Annotated in this window: 20 protein-coding genes and 1 pseudogene; 15 read left to right on the forward strand and 6 right to left on the reverse strand. The window is 71.7% G+C overall.

The annotated features are described in order from the left end of the window. Positions 1-2: 2 nt before the first annotated feature. Positions 3-782 carry an enoyl-CoA hydratase-related protein gene (locus tag JGR68_RS04715; protein WP_199361218.1) on the reverse strand — a complete coding sequence of 260 codons (780 nt, stop codon included), beginning with the start codon at positions 780-782 and terminating at the stop codon, positions 3-5. Between the two features lie 180 nt (positions 783-962). Between JGR68_RS04715 and JGR68_RS04720 the strand changes: the two genes are divergently transcribed. From JGR68_RS04720 to JGR68_RS04730, 3 genes and pseudogenes are all read left to right on the forward strand, one after another. After that, complete coding sequence (locus JGR68_RS04720; RefSeq protein WP_199361221.1) at positions 963-1,673, forward strand: FKBP-type peptidyl-prolyl cis-trans isomerase N-terminal domain-containing protein; 711 nt, start codon at positions 963-965, stop codon at positions 1,671-1,673. A 127-nt stretch (positions 1,674-1,800) separates the two neighbouring features. Continuing rightward, positions 1,801-2,624 (forward strand): annotated as a pseudogene (locus JGR68_RS04725) (CoA pyrophosphatase). Beyond that, entirely contained in the window at positions 2,621-3,484 is an 864-nt protein-coding gene (locus JGR68_RS04730; protein ID WP_199361224.1) for a sulfurtransferase, read from the forward strand. The pseudogene JGR68_RS04725 and the gene JGR68_RS04730 overlap by 4 nt, the downstream one beginning before the upstream one ends. A 6-nt stretch (positions 3,485-3,490) precedes the next feature. Here the strand turns inward: JGR68_RS04730 and JGR68_RS04735 are convergent, their stop codons facing one another. Beyond that, positions 3,491-4,249 carry an enoyl-CoA hydratase/isomerase family protein gene (locus JGR68_RS04735; protein WP_199361227.1) on the reverse strand — a complete coding sequence of 253 codons (759 nt, stop codon included), beginning with the start codon at positions 4,247-4,249 and terminating at the stop codon, positions 3,491-3,493. A 39-nt stretch (positions 4,250-4,288) separates the two neighbouring features. Between JGR68_RS04735 and JGR68_RS04740 the strand changes: the two genes are divergently transcribed. The 7 genes from JGR68_RS04740 (at position 4,289) to JGR68_RS04770 (ending at position 10,578) form a co-directional block, all read left to right on the forward strand. Next, the gene (locus JGR68_RS04740; RefSeq protein WP_199361230.1) at positions 4,289-4,774 is read left to right on the forward strand and encodes a copper chaperone PCu(A)C; all 486 of its coding nucleotides are present in this window, start codon (positions 4,289-4,291) and stop codon (positions 4,772-4,774) included. A gap of 385 nt (positions 4,775-5,159) precedes the next feature. Continuing rightward, on the forward strand, positions 5,160-6,080 hold the full coding sequence (locus JGR68_RS04745) for a hypothetical protein (protein ID WP_199361233.1): 921 nt from the start codon (positions 5,160-5,162) through the stop codon (positions 6,078-6,080). Between the two features lie 69 nt (positions 6,081-6,149). After that, on the forward strand, positions 6,150-6,491 hold the full coding sequence (locus tag JGR68_RS04750) for a hypothetical protein (RefSeq protein ID WP_199361236.1): 342 nt from the start codon (positions 6,150-6,152) through the stop codon (positions 6,489-6,491). Further along, positions 6,488-7,201, forward strand: coding sequence for a C39 family peptidase (locus JGR68_RS04755; RefSeq protein WP_234446597.1), 714 nt, complete (start codon positions 6,488-6,490; stop codon positions 7,199-7,201). Before JGR68_RS04750 ends, JGR68_RS04755 begins: the two co-directional genes overlap by 4 nt. Before the next feature lies 1 nt (position 7,202). Next, on the forward strand, positions 7,203-7,721 hold the full coding sequence (locus JGR68_RS04760; RefSeq protein ID WP_199361238.1) for a hypothetical protein: 519 nt from the start codon (positions 7,203-7,205) through the stop codon (positions 7,719-7,721). Then, complete coding sequence (locus JGR68_RS04765) at positions 7,718-9,070, forward strand: autotransporter outer membrane beta-barrel domain-containing protein (RefSeq protein ID WP_199361240.1); 1,353 nt, start codon at positions 7,718-7,720, stop codon at positions 9,068-9,070. Before JGR68_RS04760 ends, JGR68_RS04765 begins: the two co-directional genes overlap by 4 nt. A gap of 125 nt (positions 9,071-9,195) precedes the next feature. Then, a complete protein-coding gene (locus tag JGR68_RS04770) occupies positions 9,196-10,578 on the forward strand; it encodes a sigma-54 dependent transcriptional regulator (RefSeq protein WP_200672731.1) in 1,383 nt (460 codons plus the stop codon). A 6-nt stretch (positions 10,579-10,584) separates the two neighbouring features. Here the strand turns inward: JGR68_RS04770 and JGR68_RS04775 are convergent, their stop codons facing one another. From JGR68_RS04775 to JGR68_RS04785, 3 genes are all read right to left on the reverse strand, one after another. Next, entirely contained in the window at positions 10,585-11,049 is a 465-nt protein-coding gene (locus JGR68_RS04775) for a thioesterase family protein (RefSeq protein ID WP_199361245.1), read from the reverse strand. Continuing rightward, positions 11,046-13,997 carry an excinuclease ABC subunit UvrA gene (gene uvrA, locus JGR68_RS04780; protein ID WP_199361248.1) on the reverse strand — a complete coding sequence of 984 codons (2,952 nt, stop codon included), beginning with the start codon at positions 13,995-13,997 and terminating at the stop codon, positions 11,046-11,048. The genes JGR68_RS04775 and uvrA overlap by 4 nt, the downstream gene beginning before the upstream one ends. Positions 13,998-14,248: 251 nt before the next feature. Beyond that, positions 14,249-16,669 (reverse strand): S8 family serine peptidase, encoded by a 2,421-nt coding sequence (locus JGR68_RS04785; RefSeq protein ID WP_199361250.1) that lies wholly within the window; start codon positions 16,667-16,669, stop codon positions 14,249-14,251. Between the two features lie 592 nt (positions 16,670-17,261). Here JGR68_RS04785 and rplU point away from each other — a divergent pair. From rplU to cgtA, 3 genes are all read left to right on the forward strand, one after another. Next, a complete protein-coding gene (gene rplU, locus JGR68_RS04790) occupies positions 17,262-17,585 on the forward strand; it encodes a 50S ribosomal protein L21 (protein WP_199361252.1) in 324 nt (107 codons plus the stop codon). A 12-nt stretch (positions 17,586-17,597) separates the two neighbouring features. Continuing rightward, positions 17,598-17,858, forward strand: a complete 261-nt coding sequence (rpmA, locus tag JGR68_RS04795; protein ID WP_199361254.1) for a 50S ribosomal protein L27 — start codon at positions 17,598-17,600, stop codon at positions 17,856-17,858. 105 nt (positions 17,859-17,963) lie between these two features. Continuing rightward, positions 17,964-19,010: an Obg family GTPase CgtA gene (cgtA, locus tag JGR68_RS04800; RefSeq protein ID WP_199361255.1), complete on the forward strand. Its 1,047-nt coding sequence runs from the start codon at positions 17,964-17,966 to the stop codon at positions 19,008-19,010. A gap of 211 nt (positions 19,011-19,221) precedes the next feature. Here cgtA and rpsT read toward each other — a convergent pair whose 3' ends face one another. Continuing rightward, positions 19,222-19,494 (reverse strand): 30S ribosomal protein S20, encoded by a 273-nt coding sequence (rpsT, locus tag JGR68_RS04805; RefSeq protein ID WP_199361258.1) that lies wholly within the window; start codon positions 19,492-19,494, stop codon positions 19,222-19,224. A 118-nt stretch (positions 19,495-19,612) separates the two neighbouring features. On the opposite strand from rpsT, the gene murJ reads away from it, so the two are divergent. Both murJ and JGR68_RS04815 read left to right on the forward strand, forming a co-directional pair. Then, positions 19,613-21,304, forward strand: coding sequence for a murein biosynthesis integral membrane protein MurJ (gene murJ, locus JGR68_RS04810; RefSeq protein WP_199361654.1), 1,692 nt, complete (start codon positions 19,613-19,615; stop codon positions 21,302-21,304). Positions 21,305-21,396: 92 nt separating this feature from the next. Further along, positions 21,397-22,347, forward strand: a complete 951-nt coding sequence (locus JGR68_RS04815) for a bifunctional riboflavin kinase/FAD synthetase (protein WP_199361260.1) — start codon at positions 21,397-21,399, stop codon at positions 22,345-22,347. Positions 22,348-22,357: the final 10 nt, after the last annotated feature.

The raw sequence follows: 22,357 nt of genomic DNA on the forward strand, positions 1-22,357 counted from the left end.
CCTCAGCGGTTGTTGAACGCCGGCTTGCGACGCTCGAGGAAGGCGCCCATGCCTTCGCGCGCATCCTCGGTCGAGAACGCCAGGCCGAACTGCGCGCTTTCGTATTCCAGGCCGTCGTCGATCGCGCACTCGCCGCCGACATGGATCGCGTCGAGGATGCCGCGCATCGCCAGCGGCGCGTTGCCGGCGAGCTGCGTCGCCAGCACCATGGTTTGGGTTTCCAGCTCCGCGGCCGGCACGACGCGGTTGACGAGGCCCAGCGCCAGCGCACGGGCGGCATCCACCGGCGCGCCGGTGAGCGTCATCTCCAGCGCGGCGGCGCGGCCGGCCAGGCGCAGCAGGCGCTGGCTGCCGCCGAACCCCGGGAGCAGGCCCAGGGTCACCTCGGGCAGGCCGAGCTTCGCGCTGTCGGCGGCGATGCGCAGGTGGCAGCACATCGCCAGTTCCAAGCCGCCGCCGAGGGCGAAGCCGTTGACCATCGCCACCACCGGCTTGGGCATGCGCTCCATGCGCCGCATGAGGCGCTGGCCGACCAGCGAGAAGTCGCGCGCCTGCACTGCGCTGAGTCCCGACATCTCGGCGATGTCGGCGCCGGCCACGAAGGCACGGCTGCCGCTGCCGGTCAGCACCACGGCGCGCACCGCGTCGTCCGCGGCGGCTGCATCGAAGGCCACCTGCAGCGCCTCCAGGGTCGCCCGGTTCAGCGCATTCAGCTTGTCGGGGCGGTTGACGGTGAGGACGCGGACGGCGCCGTGGTCGGCGGCCAGGATCAGATCGGACATGGGATCACTCGTGGTCGGGCGCGGCGCCGGGAACTCCGGGTGCCGCGCGGGGTCGGAGGCAGCGGTGTCAGTGGCGGTTAAGCACGGTCGCCAGTATCCTACCGTGTCCAGGCGGGGCGCCAAGCGCGCTCCTCCGAACTACCGGACACACCCAATCTGCAATCCCGGAGAGTCCCACGAATGAAGTTGCGCCTGCTTGCCGCCGCCCTTGCGGCCACCACCCTGGTTGCCGGCACGGCCGCCGCCCAGGACACCTCCTCCGAGAAGGGGAAGCTCAGCTACGCGATCGGTTACAACACCGGCGCCGAGCTTGCCGAGCTGACCGCGCGCGGTGAAGCCGTCGACGTCAACACCGTCATCAAGGCGCTGCAGGACGCGTACGGCAAGAAGGAGCCCACCGTTCCCGTCGACCAGCTGCGCACCGCGGTCGAGAACATGCAGAAGCGCCAGCAGGCCAAGATGGAGGCCGAGTTCCGCCAGCTCGCCGCCGCCAACAAGACCGCCAGCGACACCTTCCTCGCCCAGAACAAGGCCAAGGCGGGCGTTCAGAGCCTGCCGGGTGGCGTGCAGTACCGCGTCATCGAAACCGGCAACGGCGCCAAGCCGACCCAGGCCAGCGACGTGCAGCTGACCTACAAGGGTTCGCTGCCCGACGGCACCGTCCTGGTCGACACCAACCAGGTGCCGCAGGGCCAGACGCCCGGCCCGGTCGCGCTGAAGGTCAGCCAAGTGCCGCTCGAGGGCCTGCGCGAGGCGCTGCTGCAGATGCCGGCCGGCTCGCGCTGGGAAGTGGTCATGCCGGGCGAGAAGGCCTACGGCTCGGACATCCGCGCCGGCCGCATGGCCAACCAGGCCGTCGTGTTCGACGTCAAGCTGGTCAGCGTCAAGTGACCGCGGGGCGCCGCTGGCGCCCCTGCAGCGGTACGCGGCCCCGCGTCGCGCACCCCAACGCTCCAAGGACGCGCCGGCCCCGTGCCGGCGCGTTCGCGTCTGGACCCCTGGAACGCCGGGAGGCGGGATGAACACCCGAGTCCGCGCCGTGCAGAGTCCCTGCATCGGCGTCTGCACCCTCGACGACGAGGGCCTGTGCGATGGCTGCCTGCGTAGCGGCGACGAGATCGCGGCCTGGCTGTCGATGGACGACGCGCAGCGCGATCACATGATGGCCACCGTGCTGCCGGCGCGCGAGGAGCGGCGCGGCCGGTGATGGCGCCGATGCCCGCCGATGCCGCGCTGCAGGCCGCGCTCGAGCCGCCCAACGCCGTGCCGGTGGGCCCGGCCTGGAACCTCGACGAACTGCGCGACCTGCTGCCCGCGCGCGCGGCGCTGGCCGACGCGGCGGTGCTGGTGCCGCTGCTCGGCGAGCGCGAGACGCGCGTCATCCTCACCCGCCGCCACGATGGCCTGCGCCACCACGGCGGCCAGGTGAGCTTCCCCGGCGGACGGGTGGATCCCGGCGATGCCGGGCCGGTGGCCGCCGCGCTGCGCGAGGCCGAGGAGGAGATCGGCCTGCCGCGGCGCGCGGTGCGGGTGCTCGGCTACCTCGATCCCCTGGCCACGATCTCCGGCTTCCGCGTGCTGCCGGTGGTCGCCCGCCTGCCGGCTGGCTTCGTGCCGCGGCCGCAGCCGGACGAGGTCGCCGAGGTCTTCAGCCTGCCGCTGTCCTGGCTGATGGCGCCGGAGAACCTCGACCGGATCGCGATCACCTTCGGCGGCCGCGAACGCCAGGTCTTCGAATACCAGCGCCACGCGGCGGCACCCGAGCAGCGGGTCTGGGGCGCGACCGCCTCGATCCTGTACAACCTGCGCCAGCGCCTGCTGGCCGCTGGAGGACTGCCATGAACGGATCGACCGGATGGACCACCCTGGTGCAGGCCGAGGTGCTTGCGCCGACCCTGGGCGACCCGCTGCTCGTGGTGCTCGACGCGCGCTTCTCGCTGGCCGATGCGTCGGCCGGCGAGAACGCCTGGAACCAGGCGCACATCCCCGGCGCGCGCTACGTGCACCTGGACCGCGACCTGTCGGGCGCCCATGCAGCCGGCGCCGGGCGGCACCCCTGGCCTGGCGCGGCGGAGTTCGGACGCCTGCTCGCGGCCCGCGGGATCACACCGGCGCACCAGGTGGTGGTCTACGACGCAGGCGACGGGGCCTTCGCGGCCCGCGCCTGGTGCCTGCTGCGGCTGGCCGGCCACGCGCGGGTGGCCGTGCTCGATGGAGGCTTCGAGGCCTGGTGCGCGCGCGGCCTGCCGCTCGAGGCGGAGCCGCCGCGCTTCGAGCCCGCGGCCACGCCGTATCCGGTCGACTTCGACCGCCGGGGCCTGTTCGACGCCGCGCGCGTGCACCGGCACCTGCAGGGCGGCGGCCTGCTGCTCGATGCGCGCGCCGGCGAGCGCTTCCGCGGCGAGGTCGAACCGATCGACCGGCGCGCCGGCCACGTGCCGGGCGCCACGTCGCGTCCCTACGCCTGCAACCTCGTCGACGGCCGCTTCAAGCCACGCGAAGCGCTGGCCGCCGAATTCGCGGGACTGCTCGGAACGCGCGACGCGTCGGGGGTGGTGGTGATGTGCGGCTCCGGCGTCACCGCCTGCCACCACCTGCTGGCGATGGCGCATGCCGGGCTCGACGGCGCCTGCCTGTACACCGGCTCCTGGAGCGGCTGGATCGAGGATCCCGCGCGCCCCGTCTGCACCGGCGCGGCCTGAGCCGCGCTACTTGCCCAGGCGCGCCACCAGCGCGCGCAGCCCGGCCTGGGTGTCGGGGTCGTTCCAGGCATCCACGAAGGTCTCGATGTCGATGTTCTCCGGGGCCAGCGCGGCCAGCAGGTCGGCGCGCGCGATCGCGCGCGTGCGCAGCACCGGCTGGCGGGGCAGGGCGAGCAGGGCCTCCAGCCAGGCCACGGCGCGTGCCACCACCCCGGCCGGTGCGGCGAGTTCGTCCACCAGACCGATGTCCAGCGCACGTGCGCTGTCCACGAGTTCGCCGGTCACCAGCAGCAGCTCCGCGCGGTGGGCACCGACGGCGCGGCGCATCAGGTGCTGGATGCCGTCGGGCGCGACCAGGCCCACCCGGGTCTCGTTGAGGCCGATCCGGAACGGCCCTTCGGCCATGACCCGGTAGTCGCAGCACAGCGCCAGCACGCAGCCGCCGGCGGGCGAGTGGCCGGTGATCGCGGCCACCACCGGCACCGGCGAGGCGGCGATCGCGCGCGCGGCGTCGAGGAAGCCGGTCCAGGCCGCGCCGACGGCGTCGCGCGAACCCAGGCCCATCAGGTGCGGCACGTCGAGACCGGCCGAGAACACCGTGTCGCCGCCCGACAGCACGATGCCCTGCGCGCCGGCCTCGACGGCTCGCTGAAGCGCCATGGTGATGCCTTCGCAGAGCGCGGGGTCGAGCGCGTTCACCGGCGGGCGTGCAAGCCGCAGTTCGACGATGGGGCCGTGACCGATGGTGTCGATGGATGCGCGCATGCAGCGGCCCTGGTTGGAAGTGGTGGCTATCATAGGCCCATGCACACTTCCCTCCGCCTCCTGCCGCACGCGTTGCTGTCGCTGGCGCTGACCCTCGTCGCTGCGCCGCCTGTGCGGTCTGCCGAGCCCGCGCCGCCGACGGATGGAGCCGCCTGTACGCCGCGCATCGCCGAAGGATGGCTGCGCGCGCCGCCGATGCCGATGCCGATGATGGCCGGCTTCGCCCGCGTGCAGAACCCGTGCCCCGGGACGGTGGTGGTCACCGGTGCGCGCAGCGCCGCCTTCGCCAGCGTGGAGCTGCACGAGACCCGCGTCGTCGACGGTGTCAGCCGCATGCGCGCAGTGCAGCGGATGCCGGTCCAGGCGGGCGATGAAACGGTCCTGCGCCCGGGCGGCCTGCACCTGATGCTGATGCGTCCGGTGGCGCCGCTGGCCGAAGGTGACGTCGCCCGCGTCGAGTTCCTGCTGTCGGACGGCCGCCGCATCGGCGCCGACTTCGTCGTCCGCGCGCCAGGCGCGCGCTGACCCGACCGCCCGCGGCCGGTGGCGTCCGCGGACGCCCGGGCGGTGGCAGGTTGCAGCACTGAAACACCCGCCCGGCGCCAGCGCGCCGGGCGCGATCGCGTGCGCCGGTGCGGCTCCGCTCGGGTCTCCGGCCTCGCGTGGGGGCGCCATGCGCCGCCTGGACGGCCCGCCGCGTTGCAGGCCTGAAACCTTCTCGGCGCGGAATGCGGCCTTCGCGGCGCGCCAGCGTCCGCCGACATCGATCGCAAGCCCGAAAACCCTTGCGGATCAGCTGCTTGCATATCGATGCAGGCGACTGGCACCAAACCTGCGGGAGTGGCTTGGCTCCGACCTGCATGACCTCCCCCATGCAGGCCGGCGCAACAATCCCCCTAGGAGAACGACGATGCGCATCCGCAAGAGCATGTTGGCCATGGCCGTGGTGCTGGGCCTTGGACTGTCCGCCCAGGCATGGGCGCAGGACAACACCCAGAACGAACGCGGCGCCGGCGACAACAACGCCAGTAATACCGAAGACAACAGCAGCGGCGACGGCCGCGACAACGCCGGCATGGCCGACGCCTCGGGCGCGTCCGCCGCGTCCGCGAACAACGGCAGTGCCGCCAGCACGAGCATCGCGAGCTCGTTCAACACCAGTACCGCGGTCGCGACCACCAACCTCAGCGCCACCGTGTCCGGAAATGGCGTGCAGGTGTTCGGCAACATCGCCACCAACAACGGCGGCGCCGACGGCGGAGCCGGCGGCGCGGCTCTCGGCGGCATGGCGCTGGCGGAAGGTGGATCCGCGGGTGACGGTGGCGACAGCGGCGATGCCGACGCGTCCAGCGATCGCGACGGTGACTCCTCGGCGTCCGGCTGGGCCGGAACGCAGGGTTCGTCGTCGGCCGGCTCCTCGGCCAGTGCCGGTGCCGACGGCGACGTCGGTGACGGCGACCTGGGCTGGGCCGACTCCGATGCCACGGCCACCGCGGGCGACGCCACGGCCTCGGCCGACGGCACCACCAGCGGCGGCGACTCCACGGCCGACAACTCGGGCAGCAGCGGCGATGCCACGGCCAGCTCCGGAACCGGCGGTGCCGGCGGCGGCGCGGGCGGCGGCAGCGCGACCGGCGGGGAAGCCACCGGTGGAGCGGGCGGCGCAGGCGGCACCAGCTGGGCGCATGGCGGCACCTTCGACATGTCGAACTCGATGGACGGCTCGGCGAACGCCGCGGCCGGCATCATGGTGCTGGCGCAGAACAGCGGTGCGACCTCGCTCATCCAGCAGGGCGTGACCGTGCAGGCCAACCTCAACGTCGGTCCCTGACGGGTCCGGGTCCAGGCGCGCGCCGCGGGTACCCCCGCGGCGCGCTTCGCCCCTGTCCAGGAGACGGACATGCCCGTCATCGTGATTCCAGTCATCGTCGGCGCGCTGGCGCTGGCGTCGCCGCCGGACGAGCCGGTCGCGGTCGAGGGCTTCGGCGAGGCGCTGGGCGGCCAGGCGCTCGAGGCCATGCGCGGCGGCGAGTCGTCGAGCGTGGTCGTGGTCGAGGCCAACAACACCGGCACCGTGGACGGCAACAGCGCCGTCGGCACGGTCGGTGGCCCCAACACGGTCACCGGTGGCGCCTTCGGCAACGCGGCCGGCATCAACACCGTGATCCAGAACAGCGGGGCCAACGTGCTGATCCAGAGCGGCACCGCGGTCAACGTGCAGTTCGGCGGGGGCGGTCCGTGAGGCAGCGGCCCGCCGCGGCGGCGTCGACGCTGCTGCTGGCCGCCGGCCTGGCCTGGCAGGTGGCCCTGCCGGCAGCGGCGCAGGCGTCGACCGCCGAGGTGCGCGTGCCCTACGGCGGCAGCTACGCGGTGCCCGTGACCAGCCTCAAGGCCGCGCGCTACCGCACCACCGTGCCGCAGCAGCACGACTTCAGCTGTGGCTCGGCCGCGATCGCGACCCTGCTGACCTTCCAGTACGGGCACCCGGTCGGCGAGGCCGAGGTGTTCCGCGAGATGTATGCCCGCGGCGACCAGGCACGGATCCGCCGCGAGGGGTTCTCGCTGCTCGACATGCGCGCCTATCTCGAGGCGCAGGGATACGCCGCCGACGGATTCGAGGTGCCGCTGGACCGCCTGCTCGAGGAAGGCCTGCCGGCGATCGTGCTGCTCAACGACCGCGGCTACCGCCACTTCGTGGTGGTCAAGGGAATGCGCGCCGGTCGCGTGCTGGTCGGCGATCCCGCGCGCGGGACGCGGCTGCTGCCCAGGCGCCAGTTCGAGCGCCTGTGGGACAACGGCGTGCTGTTCGTGGTCCACAACCGCCGCGAGCTCGCGGCCTTCAATGCCGCGCGCGACTGGCGCCTGGCGCCGATGGCGCCGCTGGCGAGCGCGGTACAGCGCACCGGCCTGCAGGACGTGGTCCTCAGCCGCCGCGGACCGGGGGACATCTGACATGAAGATTCGTGCCGCCAGACGCATTGGATGGCCGCTGCTGGTGACGGCGCTGCTGGCCCTGGCCGCGGTGGGGTGGCCGGCACCCTCGGAGGCCGCGGAGCCCGCCCTGCCGGACGGCTGGGTACCGGTGGCCCCGGAGCGGCTCGCGGCGATGCGCGGCGGCTATGCGCTGCCGTCGGGCCTGGTGGTCGTATTCGGCTTCGAGCGCCAGGCCTGGGTGAACGGCGCGCTGGTGGCGTCGCTCAGGGTCGACATCCCCGACGTCGGGCGCATGAGCCAAGCCCAGGCAGGCGAGCTCGCCCAATTGCAGCAGACGCAGGTGGTGCAGGTGGGACCCGGCAACCTCGACACCCTGGCGGGGGGCGCGGGCCTGGTCATCCAGAACACGCTGGACGCGACCCAGATCCGCGTCCAGACCACGGTCGATGCCGGCACCGGGGCGCTCGGCCTGCTGCAGGCGATGAATTTCAGCGAAGCCCTGGGCCGTGCCGGCCTGGGTCCGGCGGGAACGCCATGACCGCCACGCGTGGCCGCGGCCCGGCACTCGCCCTGCTGGCGGCGGCGCTGGCGATGCCGCTGCCGGCCTGGACCCAGGACGCCGGGGCGCCGGCGGCGGACGAGGCGCGCATCCGCACGCTGGAGGCGCGACTCGACGAACAGGCGCGCCAGATCCGCGAGCTGCGCGAGTACGTGCAGGGCCAGCGCACCGGCTGGGACGAGGGCGCCGGCGGCGGCGTCGACGCCTGGCGGCTGGACGACCTGCGCGCGCGCGGCGCGGCAGGAGCGGCGCTTCCGGCCGGACCGGCGATGGCCGCGGCGGTCGTGGCTGGCCAGTCCGGCGAAGACCATCCGGTGCCCGTGGGGCAGGCGCCGGAGGAGTCCACGCGGCCGCCCGAGGTCGCGCAGATCTTCGACCAGCCGGGCGTGCTCACGCCGCGCGGCACCCTGGTGCTCGAGCCCTCGCTGCAGACCGGCTATTACTCCAATGACCGCGTGGCGCTGATCGGCTACACGGTGATCCCGGCGATCCTGATCGGCCTCATCGACGTGCGCCAGGTCAAGACGACCAGCCTCTCGGTCGGCCTGGCGGCGCGCTATGGCCTCGCCAACCGCTTCGAGCTCGAGCTGAAGGTGCCGTACATGTACCTCCGCGGCGACACCGTCAGCCGCGAGATCTTCACCGGCTCCGCCCAGGACAGCGTCTTCAGCGCCGACGGCAGCGGGCTCGGCGACATCGAGATGACGGCGCGCTACCAGCTGCCCAACAAGGGCGCCGACCGGCCGTTCTACGTGCTCTGGCTGCGCTACAAGACCCGCACCGGCGAAGACCTGTTCGACGTCACCACCGACTGCGTCACCCGCTGCGTGGCCAACGCCACCGGCACCGGCCTGCCGCTGGAGTTGCCCACGGGCAGCGGCTTCGCTTCGGTGCAACCAGGCGTCACCTGGATGTACGCCTCCGACCCGGTGGTGTTCTTCGGCAGCCTGAGCTACCTGCACAACTTCGCGCGCAAGGACGTGTCCCGCACCACGCTGACCGGCGCGCCCGAAGGCTTCCCGCAGACCACGACCGAGTTCCTGGGCGAAGTGGATGCGGGCGACATCATCGGATTCAACGTGGGCGTCGGCCTGGCCCTGAACGAGCGCGCCGCGATCAGCATCGGCTACGACCACAACATCGTGCAGCGCTCGCAGCAGAACGGCAGTGACCTGCCCGGTTCGGTGCGGGTGGTGCTGGGCACGCTGATGCTGGGCACCACCTACCGGATCAGCGAGCGCACCAGCCTCAACATCGCGCTGGGCGCCGGCATGACCCGCGACACCCCCGACGTCACCCTGGTCGCGCGGCTGCCGATCCGCTTCTGACCGCGCCGCGGCGCGATCGTCGCCCCGGCGGCGCGTCGTGCTGTCCGCTTCGCGGAGGCAGGCGCGTTGGCTGGTGGACACGGAGACGGGAGGCCATCCGAAGGGGGCGGGTGCGGCGCAACGGCATGCCTGGACGCACTGGAGTGCGCGGATTCATCCATTGGGTCGTCGCGGGGAGCGGAGTCGTCGAGGCGCTGCCCGCCGGACTGGGCGGGCGGGGCTGGGAGGCGCGGATGGTGTCCTCGGCCGACGCGATCCCCGGCCTGCTGGCCGACGGCGGCAGCTGCAGCGCCGGCCTGCTCGACCTGCGCGGCGGCGCCGAGCCGACCGCGCACGCGCTGGACCGCATCCGCGAGGTGCTGGGTCGCGGCGGCCTGGGCTGGGTCGCCGGGCTGGCGCCGGGCCAGGTGCGGCTGGAGCAGGTCCGCCAGCTGGTGCGCGACCACTGCCACGACTACGTGGTGCTGCCCTGCGACGACGGCCTTCTGGCCACGGTGCTGGGACACGCCCACGGCATGGCGCGGCTCGAGGACCGCGGCGTGTCGGCGCCGCGTCCGCTGCCGTCGATGGACGGCATGATCGGCGACAGCCCGGTGATGCAGGCCCTGTACCGCCAGCTGCAGCGCGCCGCGCTGACCGATGCGCCGGTCTGCATCGGCGGCGATACCGGCACCGGCAAGGAGCTCGCCGCCGCGGCGATCCACCGGCATTCCCGCCGCCATGGCGCACCCCTGGTGGTGATCAACTGCGGCGCGATCCCCGACAGCCTGGTGCAGTCGGAGCTGTTCGGCTTCGAGCGCGGCGCGTTCACCGGCGCCAACCAGCGCAAGCGCGGACGCTTCGAGCATGCCGACGGCGGCACTCTGTTCCTCGACGAGATCGGCGACCTGCCGCTGGAGTCCCAGGCCTCGCTCCTGCGCTTCCTCGAGCAGGGCACGATCCAGCGCCTGGGTGGCCACGAGGACGTCGCGGTGAACGCGCGCATCATCTGCGCCACCCACGTCGACCTCGCGACCGCGGTCGAGCGCGGCCGCTTCCGCGAGGACCTGTACCACCGCCTGCGCGTCATCGAGCTGCACATGCCGCCCCTGCGCGAGCGCGGCGGCGACATCGCGCTGCTGGCGGCCTGGGCGCTGGACCGGCATGCGGGGGAGGCGGGGAGCCGGGTTCGCGGCTTCACCCGCGACGCGCTGCGCGCGCTGTACGACCACGGCTGGCCCGGCAACGTGCGCGAACTGGTGAACCGCGTGCGCCAGGCGGTGGTGATGGCCGAGGGCACGCGGATCACCGCGCGCGACCTGCGCCTGCAGGAGGCGGGCGTGGCGCTGCAGACCCTGGGCGAGGCGCGGCTGGAAGGCGAGCGCGCCGCCATCGAGCGTGCGCTGCTGCGCAACAGCGGCCGCCTGCAGGCGGCCGCGCGCGACCTCGGCATCTCCCGGGTCACCCTCTACCGGCTGATGAACCGGCACGGGCTGCGCGGCGGCGAGGACGCCACCGGAACCGGCTGAGGCGGCTCAGCCCCCGGCGACCCGCCTGACCGCCCCCGGCAGGGCGGTGGGCCGGCCGGTGCGGCGATCGACCCAGACCATCACCACGTGGCCGTCGGCGTGCAGGGTGCCGCCGTCGGCGCCGGTGATGCGGTGGCCGATGGTGACGCTGCTGGTGCCGACCCGGTCGGCGGTCAGTTCGACCACGATCGAGCCCGGATACGGGATCGGCTGCCGGTAGTTCATCTGCACCGCGGCAAGCAGCGGCGCGGTTTCGTCGGTCACCCAGTCCTCGTCCAGCGATTCGAACCAGCGGATCCGGGCCTCCTCCAGGTAGGTCATGAAGTTGGAGTTGTTGACGTGGTTGAAGGCGTCCAGGTCTCGCCAGCGCAGCTCGATCGGCATGCGGTGGAGGAGGGCGCCATGCTCGGCGGGGGCGCGCTGGGCGGGGGCGTGCCTGTCGGGGGCGTGCTTGTCGGGTTCGTGGCTCATGAGATGTCCCGGGCCTTGCGGCGGCGCGTGGGGATGCCGGTCTTGCCGCGCGCACGCGGCTTCGCCGGCTCGGCAATGGTGGGCACGGTGGCGCGCGCGGCGTGTTCCTCGAGCAGCTTGGCGAGGAAGCGGCCGGTATGCGACTGCGGCATGGCGGCGACCTCCTCCGGCGTGCCCTGGGCGATGATCTCGCCACCGCGGTGCCCGCCGTCGGGGCCCAGGTCGATGACGTGGTCGGCGGTCTTGATCACGTCCAGGTTGTGTTCGATCACCACCACGGTGTTGCCGTCGTCGCGCAGCTTGTGCAGCACGCCCAGCAGGTGGTCGATGTCGTGGAAGTGCAGGCCGGTGGTCGGCTCGTCGAGGATGTACAGCGTGCGCCCGGTGTCGCGGCGCGAGAGCTCCTTCGACAGCTTGACGCGCTGCGCCTCGCCGCCCGACAGGGTGGTCGCCGACTGCCCCAGGCGGATATAGCCCAGGCCGACGTCGGCCAGCGTCTCCAGCTTGCGCGCGAGCGTCGGCACCGCGTGGAACAGGTCCAGCGCCGCCTCGACGGTCAGCTCGAGCACCTCGTGGATGTTCAGGCCCTTGTAGCGGATCTCGAGCGTTTCGCGGTTGTAGCGCTTGCCGCCGCAGACGTCGCAGGGCACGTAGATGTCGGGCAGGAAGTGCATCTCGACCTTGAGCAGGCCGTCGCCCTGGCAGGCCTCGCAGCGGCCGCCGCGCACGTTGAAGCTGAAGCGCCCCGGGCCGTAGCCGCGCGCGCGCGCCTCGGGCACCTGCGCGAACAGCTCGCGCAGCGGCGTGAACAGCCCGGTGTAGGTCGCCGGATTGGAGCGCGGCGTGCGCCCGATCGGCGACTGGTCGATGTCGACCACCTTGTCGAACAGGTCCAGGCCCTCGACCGTGCGGAACGGCGCCGGCTTGTGCGAGGCGCCGTTGATCTCGTTCGCGGCCAGCGCGTACAGGGTGTCGTTGATCAGCGTCGACTTGCCCGAGCCGGAGACGCCGGTGACCACGGTGAACAACCCGTGCGGGATCACCAGGTCGACGTCCTTGAGGTTGTTGCCGCTGGCCCCGAGCAGGCGCAGGGCCAGCTTCGGATTCGGCGCGTGGCGCGTGGCAGGGACCTCGATGCGCCGCGTGCCGGACAGGTACTGGCCGGTCAGCGAGCGCGGCGCGGCCAGCACGTCGGCGTAGCTGCCCTGGGCGACCACCTCGCCGCCGTGCACGCCGGCGCCGGGCCCGATGTCGACGATGTGGTCGGCCAGCCGGATCGCGTCCTCGTCGTGCTCGACCACGATCACCGTGTTGCCGAGGTCGCGCAGGCGCGTCAGCGTGCCCAGCAGGCGTTCGTTGTCGCGCTGGTGCAGGCCGATCGAGGGCTCGTCGAGCACGTACATCACGCCGACCAGGCCGGCGCCGATCTGGCTGGCCAGGCGGATGCGCTGGGCCTCTCCGCCCGAGAGCGAATCGGCCTTGCGCTCGAGCGTCAGGTAGTCGAGGCCGACATCGACCAGGAAGCCGAGCCGCTCGCGGATTTCCTTGACGATGCGCTCGGCCACTTCGCCGCGCCAGCCCGGCAGTTCCAGCTGGCGGAAGAACGCGAGCGCCTCGCCGATCGGCAGCACCACGATCGACGGCATCGCGCGTTCGGCGACGAAGACGTTGCGCGCCGAACGGTTCAGGCGCGCGCCTTCGCAGTCGGGGCAGGGCTGTTCGCTGATGTACTTGGCGAGCTCCTCGCGCACGGCGGCTGATTCGGTCTCGCGGTAGCGCCGCTCGAGGTTCGGGACGATGCCTTCGAAGCGGTGGCGACGCTTGCTGCGCACGCCGCCCTCGGTCATGTAGGTGAAGGCGATGGCCTCGTTGCCGCTGCCGAACAGCACCGCCTGGCGCACGTCCTCGGGCAGCTCCTGCCAGCGGGTGTCGACGCTGAAGCCGTAGTGCTTCGCGAGCGAGGCGATGAGCTGGAAGTAGTAATGGTTGCGCCGGTCCCAGCCGCGCACCGCGCCCGCGGCCAGCGACTGCTCGGGATGCACCACCACGCGTCCCGGATCGAAGAACTGGCTCACGCCCAGGCCGTCGCAGGTGGGGCAGGCGCCGGCGGGCGCATTGAACGAGAACAGCCGCGGTTCGAGCTCGGGCAGGGCGTAGTCGCAGACCGGGCAGCTGTAGCGCGACGAGAACAGCAGCGGCTCGACCGCGGCATCCTCGAGCGCCCGCACCTCGGCCATGCCGTCGCCCAGCTTCAGCGCCGTCTCGAAGGACTCCGCCAGACGCTGCTGCATGTCCTCGCGCACGCGGAAGCGGTCGATCACCGCCTCGATGGTGTGCTTCTGGCGCAGCGCGAGCGGCGGCACCGCATCGATCTCGTACACCGCGCCGTCGACCCGCACGCGCACGTAGCCCTGGGCGCGCAGCTGCTCGAACACCTGGGCGTGCTCGCCCTTGCGCTCGCGCACCACCGGCGCCAGCAGCATCCAGCGCCGCTCGGCGTGGGCCGGGTCGGCGGCCAGCGCCATGACCTGGTCGACCATCTGGCTGACGGTCTGCGCCTCGAGCGGGTAGTGGTGGTCGGGACAGCGCGGCTGGCCCACGCGGGCATACAGCAGGCGCAGGTAGTCGTAGACCTCGGTGATCGTGCCGACCGTCGAGCGCGGGTTGTGCGAGGTCGACTTCTGCTCGATCGCGATCGCCGGCGACAGGCCTTCGATGTGGTCGACGTCGGGCTTGTCCATCACGCTCAGGAACTGGCGCGCATAGGCCGACAGGGATTCGACGTAGCGGCGCTGGCCCTCGGCATAGATGGTGTCGAAGGCCAGCGACGACTTGCCGGAACCGGACAGGCCCGTGACCACGATCAGCTTGTCGCGGGGCAGGTCGAGGCTGATGTCCTTCAGGTTGTGCGTACGGGCTCCGCGGATGCGGATGAGGTCCAGCGCCATGCGGGTGGGGTCCGGGGTCGGGTAAGGGGAGCGGAGGGCGATCAACCAGCCTACCGAGCCCCCTTGATGGGGGCAATCGCGGGGATTTCCAGCTCGGGCGGAGGCTGGCCGCCCCAGGAACCGGGCCCCGGCCTCGGGTCGCCGCGCGCTGCCCGCCGTGCTGCTCCCGGACGCCTCCCTCGTCCGGGAGAAGAAGCAAAAGAAAGGGGCCCGGCGAACCGGGCCCCTCGTGTTGCGCCTTGCGTCCGGGATCAGCGACGCGCGGTGTAGTTCACCGTGATCTCGGCGGAGCATTCATCGGTGCCGGCGTTGCAGACCTGGTAGGTCGCGCTGCCGGGGCCGACGGCGCCCGCGTTGAAGGTGTGCATGAGTTCGCCGTTGTTGGCGACCGTGGCGGCCACCTCGCCGTTGAACACCACGTCGACCTGCTCACCCTCGCCACCCGACCAGGTCAGGGGAACGCGGACGCGCTGGCCGCGCAGGACGAACACATAGCGGGCCGTGAGGTCGTCCGGAGCCACGCCACCGCCCGGACCGCCGACGTAGCTGGCGGTCAGCGACAGCCCGGACGCCGCGGCATAGCCGTGGACGCGGACATACCACTGGCCGGCCTGCGGGGTCGGGAACGCGCAGTTCTCGTTGTTCCCGGTGTTCCACGAACGGCAGTCGTACAGCGTGTTGGTCGGAACCTCGTTGCGGCGGACGTACAGGTCGGCGTCACCGCCGGCCGCACCCGCAAGCTGCACGTTCAGGTCGGTCGCGCCTTCCGGCACGTCGATGAAGTACAGCAGCTGCTCGCCGGTGCCGACGCTCAGGCCACTGACCGTGACGCCATTCTCCAGCTCGCCGGTCGGCGGCGGCGGCGGCGGGGGCGGCGGACCGTCCTCGTCGTAGGTACCGGTAAGCGTCCAGTTGTCGGATGCGCTGTAGGCATCGACGCGGACGTGCCAGGTGCCGGCCTCGGGGTTGTCGATGGTGCAGGTCTCGGCCACCGCGCCACCGGTGTACGGGCGGCAGTCGTAGAGCGCATCGGTCGGAGCCGCACCGAAGCGGACATACAGGTCCGAATCGCCGGTGCCCGGTGCCATGGTGAACACCAGGCTGCCCATGTCTTCCGGAACTTCCAGGGTGTAGAAGCGGTCCTCGCCCGCACCCATCGGCCCGGCGTTCACCGTGACCCCGTTCTCGAGCTCGACCGGCGGCGGCGGCGGCGGCGGCTCCGGCGGGTCGTCCGGAAGGTCCTCGCTGCCATCGGCCACGGCCACCGCGCGGCCCGCGTCGATCAGGCTGGCGCACCACAGCGACGCGGTGCTGCAGCCGGTGACGAGGCCGTTGGCGTCATAACCGGTGTTGCGCAGGATGGCCTCGACCTCGTCCGGCGGCAGATGCTCGCCGGCGGCTTCCATCATCAGCGCGGCGGTGCCGGCCACGTGCGGAGCCGCCATCGAGGTGCCGGCGTACCAGGCGTAGGAGTCGTCCTGCGGGCCTTCGAGACCGGTGTTCAGGGTCGACAGCACCTGGTTGGTCGCAGGGTTGACGCCGCTGCCCGCGGGGGCCGCGACGCTGATGCCCGAGCCATAGTTGGTGCTGGCGTACTTGGTGTTGTTCGGACCGGTGCCGGCCACGGCGATCACGCCCTCGCAGCCCGCCGGGCTGAAGTTGGCGACGTCGGAGCTGGAGTTGCCGGCCGCCGCGATCACCGTGGTGCCATTGGCGATGGCGATGTCGATCGCGTCCTGCATGGCCGTCGGGCAGACGGTCGAGCCACCCAGGCTCAGGTTGATGATGTGCGCCGGGGTCGCATTGGTCGGCACGCCCGGGACCTGGCCGCCCGAGGCCCAGACGATGGCGTCGTTGATGTCCGCGAACGAGCCACCCGCGTTGCCCAGGACGCGTACGTGCTGGACCTTGGCACCGTGGGCCACGCCGGCCACGCCGAGGCTGTTGTTGGTCAGCGCGGCGACGGTGCCGGCCACGTGGGTGCCGTGCCAGCTGCTGTCGTACTTGTCGTCCCAGTCGCCGGTGTCGGTCGGATCCGGGTCACGCGCGTCGCTGTCGCGCGCGTTGGCCGGATCGGAGATGAAGTCGTAACCCGCCACGAACTGGCCGGTGAGGTCTTCGTGCTGGAGCTGTCCGGTATCGAGCACGGCGACGATGTAGCCGTCGCCGTCGTAGTTGTCCCAGGCCTCGGTGGCATTGATGCCCATGCCGCCGCCCTTGTAATGCCACTGCTGCGCGAACATCGGATCGTTGGGTTCGAACGCGCGGTACAGGCGGCCGTTCGGCTCGACCGCCCGGACGGACGGGTGCTTCATCAGCGCGACTTCGAGCTGCCTGCGCTCGACGACGTCGATATCCCGGTTGGTGCGGATCAGCTGGGCGCCGGTGCCGGTGGTCCGCTCGATGGTGATGCGGGCACCGAGCGCCTTGCCGATCGCGTCGAGCTGGCGCTGCATGTCCGCGGCGGGCTTCGCGCCCTTGTGGAAGCTCACCAGGAAGCTGTCGTAGTGCGTGTCGGCGGGGGCCTTCAGGTTGGTGCCATAGGCCTGCGCGGGCTTGGAAAAGACCGGCTGCTTGGCCACCGCCTTCTGCATCTGGGCGATCTTGCCGGCCGCTGGCGTGCGCATGGCCGAGTAGGCGGGCGCCGCGAACAGGGCGGCGGTGATCGCCACTGCCAGTGCGGTCGTTGTGTTGCTCCGAGTCGTGCTTGTCATTTCGTTCCTCTCTCCTTTCGTCGATCCGAACGCGCTTGGCGGTCGGCCCCATCCACGTCGTGGCTCGTGCTACTCCAGTGGAAGCTGTACGCACGCCCATGGCGCAGCCCCTGGGGCTGCGGCCTGTGGACGTGCAGGTGGAAACGCGGCGCGCTGCGCTGCGGGGGCCGGCGGATCGCGGAGGATCCGGGGGCGGTGAATCGGGTTTGCGGGACGCGTGCGTCCGCACGCCGCGAGGCGGCCGCGAAGGCTGGAACGGGTACCCGGGTGGTTCAGGCTGAGCACGTACAGAGGATCTCCGGAAGGCGATCGCAGCCTTTGCGGCGCTTACCACGGCGCCGGCATCGGGTGCCTGACAGCTGGTTGTGCAGCGGATGGGCCCCTGTACCCGTCCGACAACCCGAACCTACCGGAAGCCGCCCGGGAAGCGCAACCGTATAGCGGCCATTCAGCGAGGTTTGACCGCAAATTGCCGATTCCTCTACAATTCCGCTCCTGTCCGCCCTCGATGGCGGCAGGCGACCACAATAACTACAGAGGAAGTCTGGTCATGTACGCAGTCCTGGTAACGGGCGGCAAGCAGTACCGCGTGATGCAGGGTGAGACCCTGCGCGTGGAGCTGCTGGACGTCGAAGCGGGCAAGGAGATCACGTTCGACAACGTGCTCATGCTCGGTGATTCCGATGGCATCAAGCTCGGTGACGCGCTCAAGGGCGCCACCGTCACCGCCACCGTCAAGGCCCACGGCCGCGCCGACAAGGTGCGCATCGTGAAGTTCCGCCGCCGCAAGCACCATCGCAAGCAGATGGGCCACCGGCAGCACTACACCGAAATCGAGATCACCGGGATCGCTGATTCCGGCGACAAGAAGTAAGGAGACGCAGCCATGGCACATAAAAAGGGCGTAGGTTCCTCGCGCAACGGTCGCGACTCCAATCCGAAGTACCTCGGCGTGAAGATGTACGGTGGCCAGGCGATCGACGCCGGCAACATCATCGTCCGCCAGCGCGGCACCCAGTTCCACCCGGGTTCGGGCGTCGGCCTCGGCCGCGACCACACCCTGTTCGCGCTGATCGACGGCAAGGTCGAGTTCACGACCAAGGGTCCGAAGAAGCGCCGCACCGTGAACGTGATCGCCGAGGCCTGAGCCTCGCGACACGTTCCGTGAAGGGCCCCGCTCCGGCGGGGCTTTTCGTTTCCGGGCATCCTTCGCGGAGCCCCGTCCATCCCATCAGATCCGGCAGCCGACCCCATGAAACTCGTAGACGAAGCCGAAATCACCGTGATCGCCGGCAATGGCGGCAACGGCTGCGTCGGCTTCCGGCGCGAGAAGTACATTCCCCTCGGCGGCCCGGACGGCGGTGACGGCGGCAACGGCGGCGACGTGTGGCTGGAGGCGACGCGCAACCTCAACACCCTGGTCGATTTCCGCCACCAGAAGCTGTTCCGCGCGCAGCGTGGCCAGGACGGCATGGGCCAGCAGCGCTACGGCAAGGGCGGCGACGACGTGGTGATCATGGTGCCGGTGGGCACCCAGGTCCTCAACGTCGACACCGAGGAGGTGATCGGCGACCTGGTCGGCGACGGCGACCGCCTGCTGGTGGCCCGCGGCGGCGAGGGCGGCCTGGGCAACATGCATTTCAAGAGCTCGGTCAACCGGGCCCCGCGCAAGGCCACGCCGGGCGCCGAGGGCGAACAGCGCGAGCTGCGCCTGGAGCTGAAGCTGCTGGCCGACGTCGGCCTGCTCGGCTTCCCCAACGCCGGCAAGTCCACCCTGATCCGCGCCGTCTCCGCGGCGACGCCGAAGGTGGCCGATTACCCGTTCACCACGCTCTACCCGAACCTGGGCGTGGTCAGCGTGGAGCCGGCGCGCAGCTTCGTGATCGCCGACATCCCCGGCCTGATCGAGGGCGCTGCCGACGGCGCCGGCCTGGGCGCGCTGTTCCTGCGCCACATCCAGCGCACCCACCTGCTGCTGCACCTGGTGGAAGTCGAGCCGCTGGACGGCTCCGATGCCGCCGACCAGGTGCGCGCGATCGAGCAGGAGCTGGCGAAGTTCGACGCCGGCCTGATGGACAAGCCGCGCTGGCTGCTGTTCAACAAGGCCGACCTGCTGCCGGCCGATGACGCCCGCGCCCACGCCGAGCGCGTGGTGGCCACCCTGGGCTGGACCGCCCCCTGGTTCATCGTCTCCGGCCTTGCCCGCGAAGGCACCCGCGACGTGATGCTGAAGATCCAGGCCTTCCTCGACGAACAGTCCCGCGACGCCGCAGATGCGGCGGATGCCGGGGAGTTCTGAAGAAGAGCCTTTGCCACGGATGACGCGGATTACGCGGATTCGCGCGGATAGGGCAGACGCTTCCATCGAGAAAGCCTTGCCTGATCCGTGTAGATCCGCGTAATCCGCGTGATCCGTGGCAAGGCCTTGCTCCAATGCCCCGCCCAGGGCGAAGCACACAAACGAAAAGCCCGGCCGGAGCCGGGCTTTCGGGTGTCGCGGGCGTGCTGCCTCAGGCGGCGGTGGCGATCGCCTTGATGCGGGCGGCCAGGCGGCTCTTGTGGCGGGCGGCCTTGTTCTTGTGGATCAGGCCACGGGCGCTGAACCGGTCGAGAAGCGGCTGCGCGGAGTTGAAAGCCTCCTGCGCGCCAGCGGCGTCATTGGCGTCGAGCGCCTTCAGCACCTTCTTGACGGCGGTGCGCATCTGCGAGCGCTGGCTGTTGTTGCGCAGGTTGCGCACGACGGCCTGCTTGGCGCGCTTCTTGGAGGACTTGATGTTGGCCACGGCGGGATCCTGGAAACGGTGTAAAGATGGAATTCGGGTCGAACAAGCAGGAAAGTATGGCCGAATCATGGATTTGCGTCAACAATCCCCGGGTCATGGGATTGCTGGCGTGAGTGCAATGGTACAGGGCGGGGCCAAGGGGGAGGGCGTGGACGGCGCGGTCGGGGCCGCGGGGCTGGATCCGGCCGCCGCCACGCCGGCGGGCTCGGCTCCAGGAACGCCGCCCGCGCCGCCGCCCGCCAATGCCCCCAGGCGGGGCGGCGGCCTGTTGCGTTCGACGGCCGTGTTCAGCGCCATGACCCTGCTGTCGCGCATCGCCGGCTTCCTGCGCGACGCATTGCAGTCGCGCGTCTTCGGCGTGTCGGTGGCGATGGACGCCTTCGTCATCGCCTACCGGATCCCCAACTACCTGCGCCGGATCTTCGCCGAGGGCTCGGTGCAGATGGCCTTCGTGCCGGTCTTCAACGAGCTGCGCGAACGCGGCGACCCGCGCGCGCTGAAGGCGTTCCTGGACGCCATGGCCGGCGCGCTGCTGGCCGTGGTGCTGGTGTTCGCGGCCGTCGGCATGCTGGCCGCGCCGCTGCTGGCGCGCATGTTCGCGCCGGGCGCGATCGACGATCCGGAGAAGCTGGCGCTCATCGCCGACATGCTCCGCATCACCTTCCCCTACCTGGTGTGCATCTCGCTGATGGCCCTGGTGGCCTCGGTGCTCAACAGCTTCGGCCGCTTCGCGCTGCCGGCGGTGACGCCGGTGCTGCACAACCTGGTGATGATCGCCGCCATCGTCTGGGGGTCGCGCTACTTCGCCGAGCCGGTGAAGGCCCTGGCCTGGGGCGTCCTGGTGGCGGGCGTGCTGCAGCTGGCCCTGCTGTGGCCGGCGCTGGGGCGGCTCGGCATGCGGCCGGCCTTCAAGCCCGGCTTCCGCCATCCCGACGTGCGCCGGGTCGCCAGGCTGATGGTGCCGACCCTGTTCTCGTCCTCGGTGGCTCAGCTCAACCTGCTGGTGGGCACGGTGTTCGCGTCGCTGCTGGTGACCGGCAGCCAGACCTGGCTGTACCTGTCCGATCGCCTGGTGGAGTTTCCGCTGGGCCTGTTCGGCGTGGCCATCGGCACGGTGATCCTGCCGCACCTGTCGCGCCGGCACGCCGCCGAGGACAGCGAGGGCTATGGCGTCACGCTCGACTGGGCGCTGAGGATGGCGCTGCTGGCGGGCGTGCCGGCCGCGGTCGGCCTGCTGCTGCTGGCCGAGCCGCTCACCGCGGTCGTCTACCAGGGCGGCCGCTTCACGCCGCACGACACCCGCATGGCCGCGCTCAGCCTGTCGGCGATGAGCATCGGCATCCCGGCCTTCATGCTGACCAAGGTGCTGGCGCCGGCCTTCTACGCCCGCCAGGACACGAAGACCCCGATGCGCGCGGCGATCATCACGGTGATCGCCAACGTCGTCATGACCATCGCCTTCACCACGCCGCTGTGGCTGTGGGACGTGCCCGGGGCCCACGGCGGGATCGCCCTGGCGACGGGGTTGGCCGGCATCGTCAACGCCTGGCTGCTGTGGCGCTACCTGAAGCGCGCCGGCCTCGCCCGGCTGCAGCCGGGTTGGGGCGTGTTCTGGCTGCGGATGGCGGTCGCCTGCGCGGCGATGGCGGCCACGGTGCTCGCGCTCAGCCGCTGGATCGGCGACTGGACGGCCATCGACAGCCTGCTGCTGCGCGCCGCGCTGCTGCTGGCGGTGGTCGCCGCCGGTGCCCTGGCCTACGGGGTGGCGATGCTGGCGCTGGGCCTGCGACCACGGCACCTGCGGCACTGAAGCCGGGTGCAGGGACGCGGCCGCTATACTGGGCGGCCGACCCCGGTCGGGCGCGCGGCCACGGGTGGCCGCGCCACACCACACTGGATCCCATGAAGCAGCTGTTCCGCGACGTCGACGGCGGGCCCCTGTGCCCCGAAGGCAGCGTGGCCTGCATCGGCGCCTTCGACGGCCTGCACCTCGGCCACCGCGCGCTGGTGCGCCACGCCGCGGCGCGCGCACGCGCGCTTGACGTGCCGCTGGTGGCCCTGAGCTTCGAGCCCTTGCCGCGCGAGTTCTTCGCGCCTGCCGCCCCGCCGCCCCGCCTGATGCTGCCGCGCGCGCGCGCAGCGGGGCTGCAGGCGCTGGGCGCGGACCTCGTCGGCCTGTTGCGCTTCAATGCGCGCTTCGCCGCCATGTCGCCCGACGCGTTCGCCGCGCGCGTGCTGGCGGGCCGGCTGCGTGCACGCGAGGTCTGGGTCGGGCCGTGCTTCCGCTACGGCAGCCGGCGCGCCGGCGACCTGGCGACCCTGCGCGCCTCGGGCGAAGGCCTGGGCTTCAGCGCGGGCGAGATCGCGCCGGTGCAGCTCGACGGCGAGCGCGTGTCCAGCACGCGCATCCGCGCCGCGCTCCTGGCCGGGGATTTCGACAGCGCCGCGCGCCTGCTGGGCCGCCCCTACGCCATCAGCGGGCGCGTGGTGCGCGGGCGCCAGCTCGGCCGCACGCTGGGCTTCCCCACGGCCAACCTGCGCTTCGGCGGCAAGGTGCCGGCGCTGCAGGGCATCTACGCCACCCGCGTGCATGGCGTGGGCGATGCGCCCTGGCCGTCCGTGTCGAGCTTCGGCACCCGGCCCACGGTGGACGGCCTCGAACCCCTGCTCGAGGCCCACCTGTTCGATTTCTCCGGCGACCTGTACGGTCGCCGCATCGAGGTGGAATTCGTCGCGCGCCTGCGCGACGAAGAGAAGTACCCCGACCTGCCGACCCTGGTCGCGCAGATGGATCGCGATGCCGCGCAGGCACGCGACATCCTGATGCAGGCCCCCCAGCGAGCAACCGCGTGACCGACGACAG

It is taken from the genome of Luteimonas sp. MC1750 (assembly GCF_016615955.1).
Classification (GTDB): domain Bacteria; phylum Pseudomonadota; class Gammaproteobacteria; order Xanthomonadales; family Xanthomonadaceae; genus Luteimonas.